The organism is Ramlibacter alkalitolerans, from assembly GCF_016722765.1.
Taxonomy (GTDB): domain Bacteria; phylum Pseudomonadota; class Gammaproteobacteria; order Burkholderiales; family Burkholderiaceae_C; genus Ramlibacter; species Ramlibacter alkalitolerans.
On the sequence record NZ_JAEQND010000010.1, the window covers coordinates 28,141 to 42,937 of the forward strand.

Here is a 14,797-nt window from a genome sequence, read left to right on the forward strand (position 1 = left end):
GAGATGCAGCAGCCCCAAGTCCCCCCCATGAAGTTGTCCGGCCTGGAGCCGGTCACCATCGTTCCCGGCAGCCTGTTCGTCAACATCGGCGAACGCACCAACGTCACCGGCTCCAAGGCTTTCGCGCGCATGATCCTGGCCGGCCAGTTCGAGCAGGCCCTGGCCGTCGCGCGCCAGCAGGTCGAGAACGGCGCCCAGGTCATCGACATCAACATGGACGAAGCCATGCTGGACAGCAAGGCGGCCATGGTGCGCTTCCTCAACCTGATCGCCAGCGAGCCCGACATCGCCCGCGTGCCGATCATGATCGACTCCTCCAAGTGGGAGGTGATCGAGGCGGGGCTGCGCTGCCTGCAGGGCAAGGGCATCGTCAACTCGATCTCGATGAAGGAAGGCGAGGCCGAATTCCGGCGCCAGGCCACGCTGGTCAAGCGCTATGGCGCTGCTGCGGTCGTGATGGCCTTCGACGAGCAGGGCCAGGCCGACACCTACCAGCGCAAGATCGACATCTGCGCGCGCGCCTACCGCATCCTGGTCGACGAGGTCGGCTTCCCGCCCGAGGACATCATCTTCGACCCCAACATCTTCGCGATCGCCACCGGCATCGAGGAGCACAACAACTACGCGGTCGACTTCATCGAGGCGATCCGGTGGATCAAGCAGAACCTGCCGGGCGCCAAGGTCTCGGGCGGAGTCTCCAACGTGAGCTTCTCCTTCCGAGGCAACGACCCCGTGCGCGAGGCGATCCACACCGTGTTCCTGTACCACGCGATCAAGGCGGGCATGGACATGGGCATCGTCAACGCCGGCATGGTCGGCGTGTACGACGAGCTGGAGCCGCAACTGCGCGAACGCGTCGAGGACGTCGTGCTGAACCGCCGCCCCGACGCCGGCGAGCGCCTGGTGGAGATCGCCGAACAGGCCAAGGGCGCCGCGAAGGACGAGGGGAAGAAGAACGAGTGGCGCGCGCTGTCGGTGGAGCAGCGCCTCGCACACGCGCTGGTGCACGGCATCACGGACCACATCGTTCCCGACACGCAGGAGATGTACGAGCAGGTCCTGGCCCGCGGCGGCCGGCCGCTGCACGTGATCGAAGGGCCGCTCATGGACGGCATGAACATCGTCGGCGACCTGTTCGGCGCCGGCAAGATGTTCCTGCCGCAGGTGGTGAAGTCGGCCCGCGTGATGAAGCAGGCCGTCGCCCACCTCATCCCCTTCATCGAGGAAGAGAAGAAGCAGCAGGAAGCCGCCGGCGAGGACGTGCGCGCCAAGGGCAAGATCGTGATCGCCACCGTCAAGGGCGACGTGCACGACATCGGCAAGAACATCGTCACCGTCGTCCTCCAGTGCAACAACTTCGAGGTGGTGAACATGGGCGTGATGGTCCCGTGCCACGAGATCCTGGCCCGGGCCAAGGTCGAGGGCGCGGACATCGTCGGCCTGTCGGGCCTGATCACCCCTTCACTCGAGGAGATGCAGTACGTCGCCGGCGAGATGCAGAAGGACGAGCACTTCCGGATCAAGAAGATCCCGCTGCTGATCGGCGGCGCCACCTGCAGCCGCGTGCACACGGCGGTGAAGATCGCGCCGCACTACGAAGGGCCGGTGGTGTACGTGCCCGATGCCTCGCGCAGCGTGAGCGTGGCGCAGTCGCTGCTGTCGGAGCAGGCCGCGAAGTACATCGCCGAGATCAACGCCGACTACGAGAAGGTGCGGCAGCTGCACGCCAGCAAGAAGCAGGTGCCGCTGTGGCCGCTGGCGAAGGCGCGCGCGAACAGGACGCCCATCGACTGGACGCACTACACCCCGCCGAAGCCGAAGTTCATCGGCCGCCGCGTGTTCCGCAACTACGACCTGGCGGAGCTGGCGCGCTACATCGACTGGGGCCCCTTCTTCCAGACCTGGGACCTGGCCGGAGCCTTTCCCGGCATCCTGAAGGACGAGGTGGTCGGCAGCGAGGCGGTGCGCGTGTTCTCCGACGGCCAGCGCATGCTCAAGCGCCTGATCGAGGGCCGCTGGCTGACGGCCAACGCGGTGATGGGCCTGTGGCCGGCGAACACGGTGAACGACGACGACATCCAGCTCTATGCGGACGAGAGCCGCAGCGAGCCGGTGCTGACGTGGTACGGCCTGCGCCAGCAGACCGAGAAGCAGGAGATCGAGGGCCGGATGCGCCCCAGCCGCTGCCTGGCCGACTTCGTCGCGCCCAAGGGCGTGCGCGACGACTACGTGGGCGCCTTCGCCGTCACCGCGGGCATCGGCGTGGAGAAGAAGGTGCAGTACTTCCTCGACGACCACGACGACTACTCCGCGATCACGCTCAAGGCGCTGGCCGATCGCCTCGCCGAGGCGCTGGCCGAAGCGCTGCATGCGCGCGTGCGGCGCGACTTCTGGGGCTATGCCGCCGACGAGGCGCTCACGAACGAGCAGATGATCGCCGAGAAGTACCGCGGCATCCGTCCGGCCCCGGGCTATCCGGCCTGCCCGGACCACAGCGTCAAGCGCGACCTGTTCGCGCTGCTGCAGCCGCAGGAGATCGGCATGGAGCTCACGGACAGCATGGCGATGGCGCCGGCGGCCAGCGTGAGCGGCTTCTACCTGGCGCATCCGGAGAGCCAGTACTTCAACGTCGGCCGCATCGGCGAGGACCAGTTGCAGGACCAGGCGCGCCGCCGCGGCGCCACGATCGCGGACCTGCAGCGTTTGCTGGCACCCAATCTCTGAGGCGCCCGCCGGCTCCTGCGCGCCGGCCGGCTTCGTAGGCTGGCGGTGAGCGCCGAAGGCCGAACCCCAGCGCTTGCGCTCCTGATCGCTGGGGTTCCGGCGCTTCGCGCGTCACCGCCAGCCTACGTCGGCAGCAGCGACCTTCGCTGCGCCAGCACCAGCGCCAGCGCCGCGACGATCCCCGCCACCAGCAGCAGCGCCAGCCCCCAGCGGTAGCCCACCTGCGGATTCCAGAGCACACCGAGCGCCAGCGGTGCGATCGCGCGCGCCACCGCCTGCGGCAGCCCCAGCGCCCCATTGAGCGAAGCCACGTGCTGGCGGTTCACGTACTGCGCCACCGCCGTGCCCTTGACGATCGTGAGCATGCCATTGCCCATGCCATAGAGCAGCACGAACAGCAGGCCGCCCGCCGGCGAGGTGGCGCCCGCGATCAGGGTGCCGAGGGCGAGCGGCATCAGCAGCGGGATCAGCCGGTTGGCCAGGTGCAGGTCGAAGCGGTGCTCGAAGAAGAACAGCAGCAGGCGCGCCAGCACCTGCATCACCCCGATCGTCGCCGGCAGCGCGATCACCCACGCCTCCGGCAGCCCGCTTTCGCGCAGCAGGCTGATCAGGTGCGGCGGGATCGCCGCCGTGATCGCCATCATCCCCACCACGAACACGCCGATCAGCAGGAAGGGCGCGCTGCGCAGCAGCACCGAGGGGGAGTGGCCTTCGCGGTGCTGCGTCGGCGTCGGCGGCGGGGCGCCGCGCAGGCAGACGAAGTGGACCGGCACGCACACCAGCAGGTGGATGGCCGCCAGCGCCAGCAGCGCGTGGCGCCAACCCAGCGTCGAGATCAGCCACGCCGACAGGGGAATGAAGACGCTGCTGGCCAGGCCGCCCAGGAAGGTCAGGGTGATGATGGCGCGGCGGAAGTCGCCCGGGAAGCGCCGCGTGACGACCGCGAACACCGGCGTGTACAGCGTGGCCGCGAGCGCCGCCCCGAGCAGCACCCACACGGCGTAGAAGCCCGTGGCGGAGCGGACCTGGGCATGCAGCAGCAGGCCGGCGATGACCAGCAGCGAACCGCCGGTCATGACCGCGCGTTCATGGCCGCGGTCGATCCAGCGCCCCACCGGGTACGAGAACACACCTTCGGCCAGCAGGGCGAGGCTGAAGGCCAGGGAGGACTGGGCCCGCGTGAGCCCCAGTTCCCGCTCCACCGGCTCCATCAGCAGCGCGAAGGTGTAGAAGACGCTGCCCCAGGTGATCAACTGGGCCAGCGAGAGCCACACCACGAGACGGCGGTCGTGGCCGGGGGGCGGAGTCATGAAGCGTCCCTCGACGGCATGGACGCGCATTGTGGCGCAAGGCGCGCCGACCGTCGGTCGCGCACCAGGCACCGGTCGCGCGCGCGCCGTCGGCGGGCTTGATCCAGCGCATTGGCACAGGTGGTTACACGCGCCATGCTCGTGGCGTCGAAGCGGCGCGTCCCGCCGCATCGAGAGAGGCCCATCATGCTTTCCGGATTGAAGATCGGCGCGCGGCTCGGCGTCGGCTTCGCCGCCGTCCTGGCGGCCTTCATCGCCCTGTGGGCGCTCGCCGCCATCAACATCGAACACGCCAGGGGCCTGAGCACCGAGGTCACCCTGCGGCACGACCAGACTGCGGCCCTGGCACAGGCCAACGGCGCGATCTGGGCGCTGCGCGCCCACCTGTCCCAGGCGCTCGCCGCGTCCGATGCCGCCGCCCGCGAGAAGACGGCGGAGCAGGCCGCCGCGACCCGCAAGCAGTTCGACGCCGCCATCTTCAACTACCGGCAGGCGGGCGACCTGGGCGTCGACGAGACAGCCTTGCTGCGCGAACTCGGCGCCGCCTTCGACCGCCTGAGCGAGACGCGCGGAACCTGGTTCGAGCTGCTCGCTGCCGGTCGCAACGAGGAGGCCCTGCGGCTGGCCAGCGAGCGGATCCAGCCTGCCGCTGCGCAGGCGGTGCAGGCGCTGGACAAGCTGATAGCCCGCAAGGACCGCGAGGTGATGCAGGCCGACGACTACTTCGGCCTGGAACTCAAGCGCTCGCGGTGGTTCGTCCACGCGGTGGGCCTGGTGGCGCTCGCTGCCGCCGCGGCCGTGATCCTGCTGCTCACGCGCTCGATCACGCGGCCGCTGCACGACGCCGTGGCCTCGATCGAGGCGGTGGCAAGCGGCGACCTGACGCAGCCGATCCGGGTGACGTCGCGCGACGAGGTGGGGCAGTTGCTGGAGGCGCTGGCCACCATGCAGCGCAGCCTGCGGGGGCTGGTGGGCGAAGTGGTGGGCGGCGCGCAATCGGTTGCCGACACCAGCGCGCAGATCGCGCACGGCAACATCGACCTGTCGCAGCGCACCGAGGAACAGGCGAGCACGCTGGAAGAGACCGCCAGTGCAATGGAGGAACTGACCGCGACCGTGAACCAGAACGCCGGCAACGCGCGCCAGGCGAGCCAGCTCGCAGCGGGCGCCTCGGAGGTGGCCACGCGGGGCGGTGAAGCCGTCGGCAACGTGGTGCGGACGATGGACGGCATTTCCGCCTCCTCGCGCCGGATCGCCGACATCATCGGCGTGATCGACGGCATCGCGTTCCAGACCAACATCCTGGCGCTCAATGCGGCGGTGGAAGCGGCGCGCGCCGGCGAGCAGGGGCGCGGCTTCGCGGTGGTGGCGGCGGAAGTCAGGAGCCTGGCGCAGCGCAGCGCAGGCGCGGCGCGGGAGATCAAGACGCTGATCGGCAGCTCGGTGGAGCAGGTCGAGGCCGGCACGCGGCTGGTGGATGCGGCCGGCACCACCATGCAGGAGATCGTGGCGGCCGTGCAGCAGGTGAGCACGCTGGTGGCGGAGATTGCCGCCGCCAGCCAGGAGCAGAGCCAGGGCATTGCCCAGGTCACGACCGCCGTCTCGCAGATGGACCACGTCGTGCAGCAGAACGCCAGCCTGGTGGAGGAGGCCACGGCCGCCACCGAGTCCATGAAGGAGCAGGCCGCGGCGCTGGTGCGTGCGGTCAGCCGCTTCCAGCTCGACGAAGCCCCTGCCAGCGCATCGGCGCGCATGGTGACGCCCCGGCGCGTACGCACCGTGCCCGACGAGGCGCACTTGCCCGCGCCGCTGGCCGTCGCCTCGCCGGCAAGCCCCGCGGGCGAGTGGCGCGAATTCTGACGCGCCGGGCCCCGCCAGCCCGCTCCTCCATGGTGGCGACGCCCCTCGACATGCGCTGCGAGACCATGCCATAGTCGCCGGCGCGCTCGCCCGGCGCGCAGGAGGAGGAGCGGCCATGGCCATCGAATTCCTCGTTGCGGGAGCAGCCGACCGGCTCGCTTCCCTGGAAGCCGCCCCGGCGGCGGGGGATCCGGGCGCCGGCAGGGTGACGGCCGCCGTGCGCGTCGCCCAGCAGCGCGATGGCGCCCAGACGGTGGCCGTGCGGGCCGAACCCGGCCAGGACGTGGTGAGCCTGCAGATCGCCAACGGCCCCGAACTCCTGCTGCATCCCGAAACCGCGCGCGACCTGCTGGCCGCTCAGGACGGCGCCAGCCGCGGCACGGTTGCCGCCGGGGCAGGGCAGGTCTCCCTGCCGCCGCGCCTGCGCTGGCCGCAACGGGCGCCGCAGGAGGTGCAGCAGCGCGGCGGCGACGTCGTCCTGAGCGCGCTGAAGATCCTCAGCGGCGCAGCGCAGGAGGTCGCCGTCGACGCGATCCTGGCCAGGTTCGACGGCGCCGTGAAGGCCGGCGTGCACAAGCTGACGGCTGCCGGATTGCCCGCGGCCGGCCAGGGAACGCCGCTGGACCAGGTCCCCGCGCCGGCGGCGGGCAAGCGCATCCTGGTGCTGGTGCACGGCACCTTCTCCAGCACCGAGGGCACCTTCCAGCGCCTCTGGAGCGAGCATGCCGACAAGGTGGCCGCGCTGTTCCGCGCCTACGGCGAGCACGTCTATGCCCTGGAGCACAGGACGCTGGGGGAAAGCCCGGTGCAGAACGCGCTGGCGCTGGCGCGCACGCTGCCGCCCGGCGCCGTGCTGCACCTGCTCACGCACTCGCGCGGGGGCCTGGTGGCCGAGGTGCTGGCGCGCGCCTGCGCCCAGCAGCAAGGCACCGAGGCCGACTTCGCCCTCCTGGAGGCGGACCCGCTCTCGCGCGACGCATTGCGCAGCCTGTTCGACGAAGTCCGCGCCCGCGGCATCCGCGTGGAGCGCGTGGTGCGGGTGGCCTGCCCGGCGCGCGGCACGCTGCTCGCTTCGGGGCGGCTGGACGCCTACCTCTCGGTCGTGCGCTGGCTGCTGCAGCTGGCCAAGGTGCCGATCCTGCCGCAGTTCGTCGAATTCCTGGGCGACGTGGCGCGGCACCGGCTCGATCCCATGCAGATCCCCGGCCTGGCGGCGCAGGTGCCCGACAGCCCGCTGGTGCAATGGCTGCACGCGGTGCGCGAGCCGATCGCGGGCGAACTGCGCGTCATCGCCGGCGACCTGGCGCCCGACTCGCTCACGTCCTGGCTCAAGACGCTGATGTCCGATTCCTTCTTCTGGACGGACAACGACCTCGTGGTGCAGACGCGTTCCATGTACGGCGGCGCCCCGCGCGCGCAGGACGCCGCCTTCGTGCTCGATGCCGGCGGCGCCGTCTCGCATTTCAGCTACTTCGGCAACGAGAAGACGGCGCAGGCCGTGCTCGACGCCCTGCTGAAGGAGTCCCCCGCCGGCTTCCAGGCGATCGGCCAGCTGTCCTGGGCCGGCCAGTCGGCCACCGGCCAGCGCGCGGCGCCGCAAGGCACGCCGCGCGGGGCGCAGCCGCAACGTCCGGCGGTGATCCTGCTGCCCGGCATCGTCGGCAGCAACCTGAAGCTGGATGCGCACCGCATCTGGCTGTCGTGGCGGCTGGTGAACGGCTTCCTGCAGCTCGCCTACGATCCGGCCGACCACCGCGTGCAGCCCGATGGCGTGATGGCCAATACCTACGACGGGCTGATCGCCTTCCTGTCGGCGACGCACGAGGTCATCCCGTTCGACTTCGACTGGCGGCTGCCGATCGAGGAGGAGGCGAAGCGGCTCGGCCAGGTGCTCACCGCGGCGATGGCGGCGCGCGGCGAGAGCCGCCAGCCGGTGCGGCTGGTGGCGCACTCCATGGGGGGCCTGGTCACGCGCGTGATGCAGCTCGAATGCCCCGACGTGTGGAACGCGTGGATGGCGCAGCCCGGCGCCCGCGTCCTGATGCTGGGCACGCCCAACGAAGGTTCCTGGGCGCCGATGCAGGTCCTGAGCGGCGACGACACCTTCGGCAACACGCTGATCGCCTTCGGCGCACCCTTTCGCGACAAGGCGGCCCGCGCCGCGATGGCCGGCTTCCCCGGCCTGCTGCAACTGCAGCGCGGCCTGCTGGACCCCAGGTACGCGTTGGACCAGCGCCAGACCTGGGAGGAACTCGCCCGCACCGACCTCGAGCGGGCGCGCAAGGCGAGTGCGTGGCACTTCACCGAACGGCAGCTCTCGCTGATCGAGTGGGGCGTGCCGCCGCAGGCGGTGCTCGATGCCGCCGTGGCGCTGCGCAAGCGCCTGGACGCGCAGCGCGACGACGTGCTGCCCGCCTTCGCCCAGCGCATGAGCATGGTGCTGGGCACCGCCAGCCGCACGCCGGACGGCTACGAGATGGGCGAGCTCGGCCTCGAATACCTGGACCTCGTGGAGCGCGGCGACGGCCGCGTGACGGACCGCAATGCCATGCTTGCCGGCGTGCAGGCCTGGCGGGCGCCGGCCGTGCACGGTTCGCTGCCCGGCTGCGAGGAGGCCTGGCCCGCCTACCTGGAACTGCTGAACACCGGCCAGACGCAGCTGCTGCCCGCTGTCGGCCAGGGCCTGCGGGCGGCCGCGACGGCCGTGCAGCCCGGCCTGCACGAGCGCAGCCGGCCCTCGCGCCTGGCGCGCGGCACGCCGCCCACCGCCCCCGACCCGTTGCTGCCCGGCACCGCCGGCGCCGAGGCCGCTGCCGGCGACGCGCTCAGGATCACCGTCCACAACAGCGACCTGAGCTTCGTGCACGAACCCCTGCTGGTGGGCCACTACGCCTCGCTGGCCGTCACCGGCTCGGAAGCGGCCGTCAATCGCCTGCTCGGGGGCAAGCTGCTGCGGGCGCTGCGCGCCGGCGATTACCCGCAGGACGCGGGCACGGTGCGGGTCTTCAACAACACCCGGCTGCGCGAGGAGAACCCGTGGCAGCTGCCGCGGCCCGAAGCGGTGGTGGTCGTCGGCCTGGGTCCTGAAGGCAAGCTCAGTTCCGAGGCGCTGATGAAGGCGGTCGCCAACGGCATCGTCTCCTGGGCGCTGACGATGGACGACCGGCGCGAGCCGCCGGCCGAACTCGAGATGGCGGCCACGCTGATCGGCAGCGGCGGCATGAACATCACGCCGGGCCAGGCCGGGCAACTCATCGCGTGTGCCGCCCGCGAGGCGAACACGCGCCTGCGCAACGTGACCGAGGATGCCCCCTCGGACCCGCGCCGGCCCGAGACGCGGCGCCTGCCCGTGATCCGCCGGCTGCGGCTGGTCGATCTCTACCTCGATCGCGCCAGCGAAGCATGGCGCGCGCTGCAGGAATTGCAGGCGGCCAGCCCCACCGAGTTCCGCGTCGACGAGCGCATCGAGAGCGCGGACAGCGGCCTGGAGCGGCCGCTGGACTCGAGCTACCGCGGCGCCGAATACGACCTGATCATGGCGACCTGGTCGGGCGAAGGCGCCAGCAGCCAGATCACCTACCGCGTGGGCACGCGGCGCGCGCGCTCGGAGCTGCAGGGGCAGGCCACGCAGGCCTCGCTGCTGGCGCAGCTGCTGCGGCGCGGCTCGCGCGAGGGCTACACGCGCAAGCTGGGGCGCACGCTGTTCCAGTTGCTGGTGCCGCTCGACCTGGTGCCCTTCATGGCCAGCAGCGGCGACGCCCAGCTCGAACTCGACGAGCGCACCGCCGCCGTTCCCTGGGAGCTGCTGGAGACGCCGCGCGACGACGACCATCCGGGCGAGCGCGAGCCCTGGGCGATCCGCTGCAAGCTGCTGCGCAAGCTGCGCACCACCGACTTCCGCCTGCAGACGCGCGACGCCACGCGCATCGCCGGCGTGCTGGTGCTGGGCGAGCCCGCCTGCCCCGCGAGCTACCCGCGCCTGCCCGGGGCGCGGCGGGAAGCGCGCGCGGTGCGGGAGGCGCTGGAGCGCTGCGGCCTGCAGGGCCTCCTCAAGCCCCTGATCGCGAGCGACGATCCGCGCACGGTCGGCGCCGATGAATCGACCGTGATCCAGACCCTGCTGGACGACGCCTGGCGCATCGTCCACATCTCCGGCCACGGTGCGGAGCCGTGCAAGGACGATCCGCGCGGGGTGGTGCTGTCCGGCGGCTCCTTCCTCGGCCCGCGCGAGATCAAGAGCATGCGCGTGGTGCCGGAACTGGTGTTCGTCAACTGCTGCTTCTCCGGCGCCGTGGACGCCGCCGCGGTGGTCGGCGCAGAGAATGTCCTCGACTACAGCCGGCCCGGCTTCGCCGCCAATGTCGCCACCGAGTTGATCCGCATCGGCGTCAAGTGCGTGGTCGCGACCGGCTGGGCCGTCGACGACGGCCGGGCGGAGATCTTCGCCCGCGCCTTCTACACGGCGCTGGGGCAGGGGGCCCGCTTCATCGATGCCGTGGCGCAGGCCCGCCGCGCGGCCTGGTCGCCGGACGACAACACCTGGGGCGCCTACCAGTGCTACGGCGACCCCGACTGGCGCCTGATCGGCGAGCTTGCCGATGCCCAGCGCCCCCCTGCGCCGCTGGCGAGCGCCACCCCGCAGGTCGCCTCCGTGTCCGGGCTGAAGCTGGTGCTGCGCGGCCTGGCCACCCGGGCCGCCTACCAGTCGCAGGCGCAGGAGGCGGACCGGGGTGTGGTCCAGGAACTGGAGCAGCGCTTCGCGCAAGCGTGGGGCGACCAGGGCGCGGTGGCCGAATCCTTCGGCGCCGCGTGGGAGGCCCTCGGCGACGACGCCAAGGCGATCCGCTGGTACGGCGCGGCCCGCCTGGCCAGGGACGGCGGCGCCAGCTACCGCAGCAGCGAACGCCTCTTCAACCTGCAGGCGCGCCAGGCCTGGGAGTCGCTGCGCGACCAGACGCTGGCCGGCGCCGCCGGGACGGGCGCCGACGCGCAGCCCTGTGCGGCGACGCGCCAGCGCCGCAAGCAACACGCCGTCACGCAGGCGCGCACGTCGCTGGCCGCGGCCCGCAAGGGATTGGAGAGCCTGCTGGCCGTCGCCGAAAGCGCGGAACGGCTCGCGCTGGTCGCCTCGGTCGACAAGCGCCTGGCGATGGTCCACTACCTGCTCGGCGACGCTGGCGCCGCCCGCAACAGCATCCTCGCCATGCGCAAGGGCTACCAGCGGGCCTGGGACGCCGCGGCGCCGGCCACCGCGGGGGAAGCCTTCTATCCCGCCATGAACGTGCTGGCGGCCAGCGTCGCCCTGCGCGAGCCGCTGCCGGCCGACCAGGCTGCGGCGGTGGAGGCCCTGGTCGCGGGCAGGAGCCGCAGCGCCCCGGACTTCTGGAGCGTGGCTGCCGGCATCGAGCTCGATGCCTGGCATGCGCTCGAACGCGGCGTGCTGGCGCAGCACGCCGACGCGATCCTGGGCCAGTTCCAGGACCTGCACGATCGCGTGGCGCGCGTCGTCAACTGGCGCACGCTGCACGACCAGCTGCAGTTCCTCGTGTTCTCCCTGCGCGACCAGCTGCCCGCGCCGGAAGCCGAAGCGGCTGCGCGGCTGGTGCAGCAGCTGGCCGGCTTCGGCCAGCTGCGTGTCGCGTCCTCCCACTGAAAAGGAGCCTTCCATGAGCCAGCTCTCCGCCGAACAGGCGCGCTCGTACGTCGACGCCGCCGAGATCCCGCAGCCACGCAGCGCGCGCGGCACGGTGGACGGCGCCGCGGTGCTGTCCGCGCTCGACACCACCCGGCAGCAGGCCGCCGTGGTGGCCTCCGAAGTGGTGGCCTTCGCCGATGGCGTCAGCGGCCAGTTCCGCCAGGACCTGGTGAACAGCACGCTGCTGGCGCAGCTGGTGGCCAACCAGAAGGTGAGCGACCGCAGCCGGATCTTCGACTGGTACGACGCCTACTTCGATGCGCTCGCCAACATCGGGTGGGCGGTGCAGGGCCGCGACTTCGCGATCTACAACGAGCAGGGGCAGAACTTCGACGCCCACAAGGCGATCATCGGCGTGCTGGCGACGGTGCTCGGCCCGGCGGCCACCGCGCTGGCGATGGTCACGAGCACGCTGGAAGCCTTGCAGTCGATGGACGCCGACAGTCCCTGGATCCGGCTGTTCGCGCGCGAGAGCCAGTCGGCGCAGCAGGCCCACTTCCAGGTCACGGCGGTGGACGTGGGTACGGACGGCGAGCCCTTCGTCACGCTCGTCGCCTTCGGGCTGGAAGCCCACGCCGGCATGACGCAGGTGCTGTTCTTCCGCTGGCGCACCAGCGACGTGACCCTGCGCCATTGCTCCGGGCAGGTCGGCATCGATGCCGCCGTGGCGGATGCCTTGCGGGCGCCGCTGCGGCAGAAGCTGGCGGCGCACGCGATCGATTTCGTCAAGGCGCTGCCGGATCTGGTTTGAGGGCGGCGCGGCGCAATCGCCGTTCCATCAGCGAGGCGTCGGCTGCCGCATGCGAAAGACGCCTGCCGAACGAGTGTCAGACCGACGCATCCCGGAACGCACGCAAGACACTGTTGATTCGCGTCTGGTAGCCCGGCCCTTGCGCCTTGAACCACTCCAGCACGTCCTGGTCCACGCGCAATGAAATGAGTGCCTTGGCAGGGAGCGGCTGCAATCCACGCCGCACCACGCCGCGGACGATGTGCTTCAGGTCCGCCTCGGGATGTTCGGTCGCGCCAGAGGCCCTGTCGGCTTTCAGACGATCCCAGTCAGTCCTGGACCTGGTCGAAGTAGATGCGCGCTTCGCGCCTTGTCGCTTTGCGGAAGGAGATGATGCGGATTTCATGTTCACTCTCCGTGTGAACCACAGAAACGGGAATGCCGGCCAGCAAGCCCAGCGTGACGAATCGCTGCTCGCCGTAGGAGAAGCGGTCGTCCTCGAAAGTGAAGGTCACACCCTCGAAGACGAATGGCGTATCAACGAAGTCAAGGCCATGCGCCCGCAGGTTCGCTGCGCGCTTCACCTCCGACCAGGTGAACTCCATGCGAAAAGTGTATATACAGTACGTAGCGACGTCAAACGGGCTACCCCAGCGGTATGAGGGCGAAGTCGGCGGGCAGGCAGCGCATGCGGGGCCTACTTTCGGTGCGCCCCCTACAACCCTGCCGGCAGCACCCGACGGTACTGCACCGCCTCGGCGACATGCACGACCTCCACGGCGCTCGCACCCGCCAGGTCGGCGATCGTGCGCGCCACCTTCAGCACGCGGTGCGTGGAGCGCGCGCTCCAGCCCAGGCGGGCGGAGGCGTTGCGCAGGAACTCCGAGGCCTTGTGCGCGAGTCCCGCATGGGCGTCGATCTCGGCGCCCTGCAACGCGTGGTTCGCCTTGCCCTGCCGCTGCAGCGCGCGCGCCCGCGCCGCCACGCAGCGCGTCTGCACCGGCGCACTCGGCTCGCCGGCGGGCGCCTGCAGCAGTTCGCCCGCCGCGAGCGCCGGCACCTCCACGTGCAGGTCGATGCGATCGAGCAGCGGCCCGGACAGGCGACCCTGATAGCGGGCGATCTGCTCCGGGCTGCAGCGGCACGGGCGCGCCGATCCGAGCCAGCCACAGGGGCAGGGATTCATCGCTGCCACCAGCTGGAAGCAGGCGGGGAACTCGCTGCGGCGGGCGGCCCGTGCGATCGTGATGCGGCCGGTCTCCAGCGGCTCGCGCAGGGCCTCCAGTGCGGCGCGGGGAAACTCCGGCAGTTCATCGAGGAACAGCACCCCGTGGTGCGCCAGCGAGATCTCCCCCGGCCGCGGCGGCGAGCCGCCGCCCACCAGGGCCACGGCACTGGCCGAATGGTGCGGCGACTCCGTCGGACGCTGCGACCAGTGCTGCAAGGCGAAGCGGCCGGCGAGGCTGGCGACCGCCGCACTCTCCAGCGCCTCGGCGACCGTCATCGGCGGCAGCAGGCCCGCGAAGCGCTGCGCCAGCATGGACTTGCCGGCCCCGGGCGGGCCGACCAGAAGCAGGCTGTGACCCCCGGCCGCCGCGATCTCCAGCGCGCGCCGCGCCCCGGCCTGCCCTTTCACGTCGACCAGGTCCGGATAGGAAGCGCAAGCCGCGGGTGCGCTGGCCACCAGCCGCGTCCAGCCATCGGGTTCGTCCGAGAGCGGCGGCGCGTCCGTGCAAGGCGGCGCCGGCGGCGCGAAGTGCCGGACCACATCGAGCAGGTGGCGTGCCCGGACGACGTGCGCCTCGGGCACCAGCGCCGCTTCCTCCGCGCTGCCCGGTGGCAGCACGAGCCGCGTCACCACGCCGCCGGCGTGCAGCGCCAGGCTGGTCGCCAGCGCGCCGCGCACCGGCCGCAATTCGCCTGACAGCGAGAGTTCGCCCGCGAATTCGTAGCCCGCCAGTCGCTGGCCGTCGATCTGCCCGCTGGCGGCCAGCACGCCGATGGCGATCGGCAGGTCGAAGCGGCCGCTGTCCTTCGGCAGGTCGGCCGGTGCGAGGTTCACGGTGATCCTCTTGTTGTGCGGGAACTCCAGCCCGGAGTTCAGCAGCGCCGAGCGCACGCGCTCCCGCGCCTCCTTCACTTCGGTATCCGCCAGGCCCACCAGCATGAAATTGGGCAGCCCGTTGGCGAGGTGGACCTCGACCGTCACCGCGGCGGCCTCCAGGCCGACCAGCGCACGGCTTTGCACGAGACACAGGCTCACGTCAGGGCTCCTCCCTATTCAGGTGCATGTCAGGGGCTGGTGCGCGCGCCGGCGCCGCGTCGCACCGCGCTGGTGCGATGGCGCAAGGCCGATCGCCCTGCCATGGGTAACGGACTGCACCTGCGGCGCGATGACGCACCGTTTCATCCCTCCGGGCGATGGCATGCGTCCTGCTAAAGACCCCCTGAAAGAAACCAACTCAACGAACGAACGGA

General features: G+C 71.3%; 8 protein-coding genes. 4 read left to right on the forward strand and 4 right to left on the reverse strand.

All coding sequences use genetic code 11. The features are described from left to right. Positions 1 to 3 precede the first annotated feature (3 nt). On the forward strand, positions 4 to 2,724 hold the full coding sequence (gene metH, locus JI746_RS18020) for a methionine synthase (RefSeq protein ID WP_201691522.1): 2,721 nt from the start codon (positions 4 to 6) through the stop codon (positions 2,722 to 2,724). Positions 2,725 to 2,846: 122 nt separating this feature from the next. Here the strand turns inward: metH and JI746_RS18025 are convergent, their stop codons facing one another. Further along, positions 2,847 to 4,034 (reverse strand): MFS transporter, encoded by a 1,188-nt coding sequence (locus JI746_RS18025; RefSeq protein WP_201691523.1) that lies wholly within the window; start codon positions 4,032 to 4,034, stop codon positions 2,847 to 2,849. Positions 4,035 to 4,220: 186 nt separating this feature from the next. Here JI746_RS18025 and JI746_RS28235 point away from each other — a divergent pair, with 186 nt between their 5' ends. The 3 genes from JI746_RS28235 to JI746_RS18040 all read left to right on the forward strand — a co-directional run bounded on the left by JI746_RS28235 (position 4,221) and on the right by JI746_RS18040 (position 12,340). Then, positions 4,221 to 5,894 (forward strand): methyl-accepting chemotaxis protein, encoded by a 1,674-nt coding sequence (locus JI746_RS28235; protein WP_201691524.1) that lies wholly within the window; start codon positions 4,221 to 4,223, stop codon positions 5,892 to 5,894. A gap of 115 nt (positions 5,895 to 6,009) precedes the next feature. Further along, entirely contained in the window at positions 6,010 to 11,547 is a 5,538-nt protein-coding gene (locus JI746_RS18035) for a DUF7379 domain-containing protein (RefSeq protein WP_201691525.1), read from the forward strand. Between the two features lie 13 nt (positions 11,548 to 11,560). After that, positions 11,561 to 12,340 carry a hypothetical protein gene (locus JI746_RS18040; protein WP_201691526.1) on the forward strand — a complete coding sequence of 260 codons (780 nt, stop codon included), beginning with the start codon at positions 11,561 to 11,563 and terminating at the stop codon, positions 12,338 to 12,340. 76 nt (positions 12,341 to 12,416) lie between these two features. Here JI746_RS18040 and JI746_RS18045 read toward each other — a convergent pair whose 3' ends face one another. The 3 genes from JI746_RS18045 to JI746_RS18055 form a co-directional block, all read right to left on the reverse strand. After that, positions 12,417 to 12,725 (reverse strand): BrnA antitoxin family protein, encoded by a 309-nt coding sequence (locus JI746_RS18045; RefSeq protein WP_201691527.1) that lies wholly within the window; start codon positions 12,723 to 12,725, stop codon positions 12,417 to 12,419. Next, the gene (locus JI746_RS18050) at positions 12,649 to 12,924 is read right to left on the reverse strand and encodes a BrnT family toxin (RefSeq protein ID WP_201691529.1); all 276 of its coding nucleotides are present in this window, start codon (positions 12,922 to 12,924) and stop codon (positions 12,649 to 12,651) included. Before JI746_RS18050 ends, JI746_RS18045 begins: the two co-directional genes overlap by 77 nt. Before the next feature lie 110 nt (positions 12,925 to 13,034). Beyond that, the gene (locus tag JI746_RS18055; RefSeq protein ID WP_201691531.1) at positions 13,035 to 14,582 is read right to left on the reverse strand and encodes a YifB family Mg chelatase-like AAA ATPase; all 1,548 of its coding nucleotides are present in this window, start codon (positions 14,580 to 14,582) and stop codon (positions 13,035 to 13,037) included. Between the last annotated feature and the right edge of the window lie 215 nt (positions 14,583 to 14,797).

Coding starts and splice junctions, on each gene's coding strand:
- JI746_RS18050 (WP_201691529.1), bottom strand. CDS start 12,924: ATGGAGTTCACCTGGTCGGAGGTGAAGCGCGCAGCGAACCTGCGGGCG.
- JI746_RS18040 (WP_201691526.1), top strand. CDS start 11,561: ATGAGCCAGCTCTCCGCCGAACAGGCGCGCTCGTACGTCGACGCCGCC.
- JI746_RS18035 (WP_201691525.1), top strand. CDS start 6,010: ATGGCCATCGAATTCCTCGTTGCGGGAGCAGCCGACCGGCTCGCTTCC.
- JI746_RS28235 (WP_201691524.1), top strand. CDS start 4,221: ATGCTTTCCGGATTGAAGATCGGCGCGCGGCTCGGCGTCGGCTTCGCC.
- JI746_RS18025 (WP_201691523.1), bottom strand. CDS start 4,034: ATGACTCCGCCCCCCGGCCACGACCGCCGTCTCGTGGTGTGGCTCTCG.
- metH (WP_201691522.1), top strand. CDS start 4: ATGCAGCAGCCCCAAGTCCCCCCCATGAAGTTGTCCGGCCTGGAGCCG.
- JI746_RS18045 (WP_201691527.1), bottom strand. CDS start 12,725: ATGAAATCCGCATCATCTCCTTCCGCAAAGCGACAAGGCGCGAAGCGC.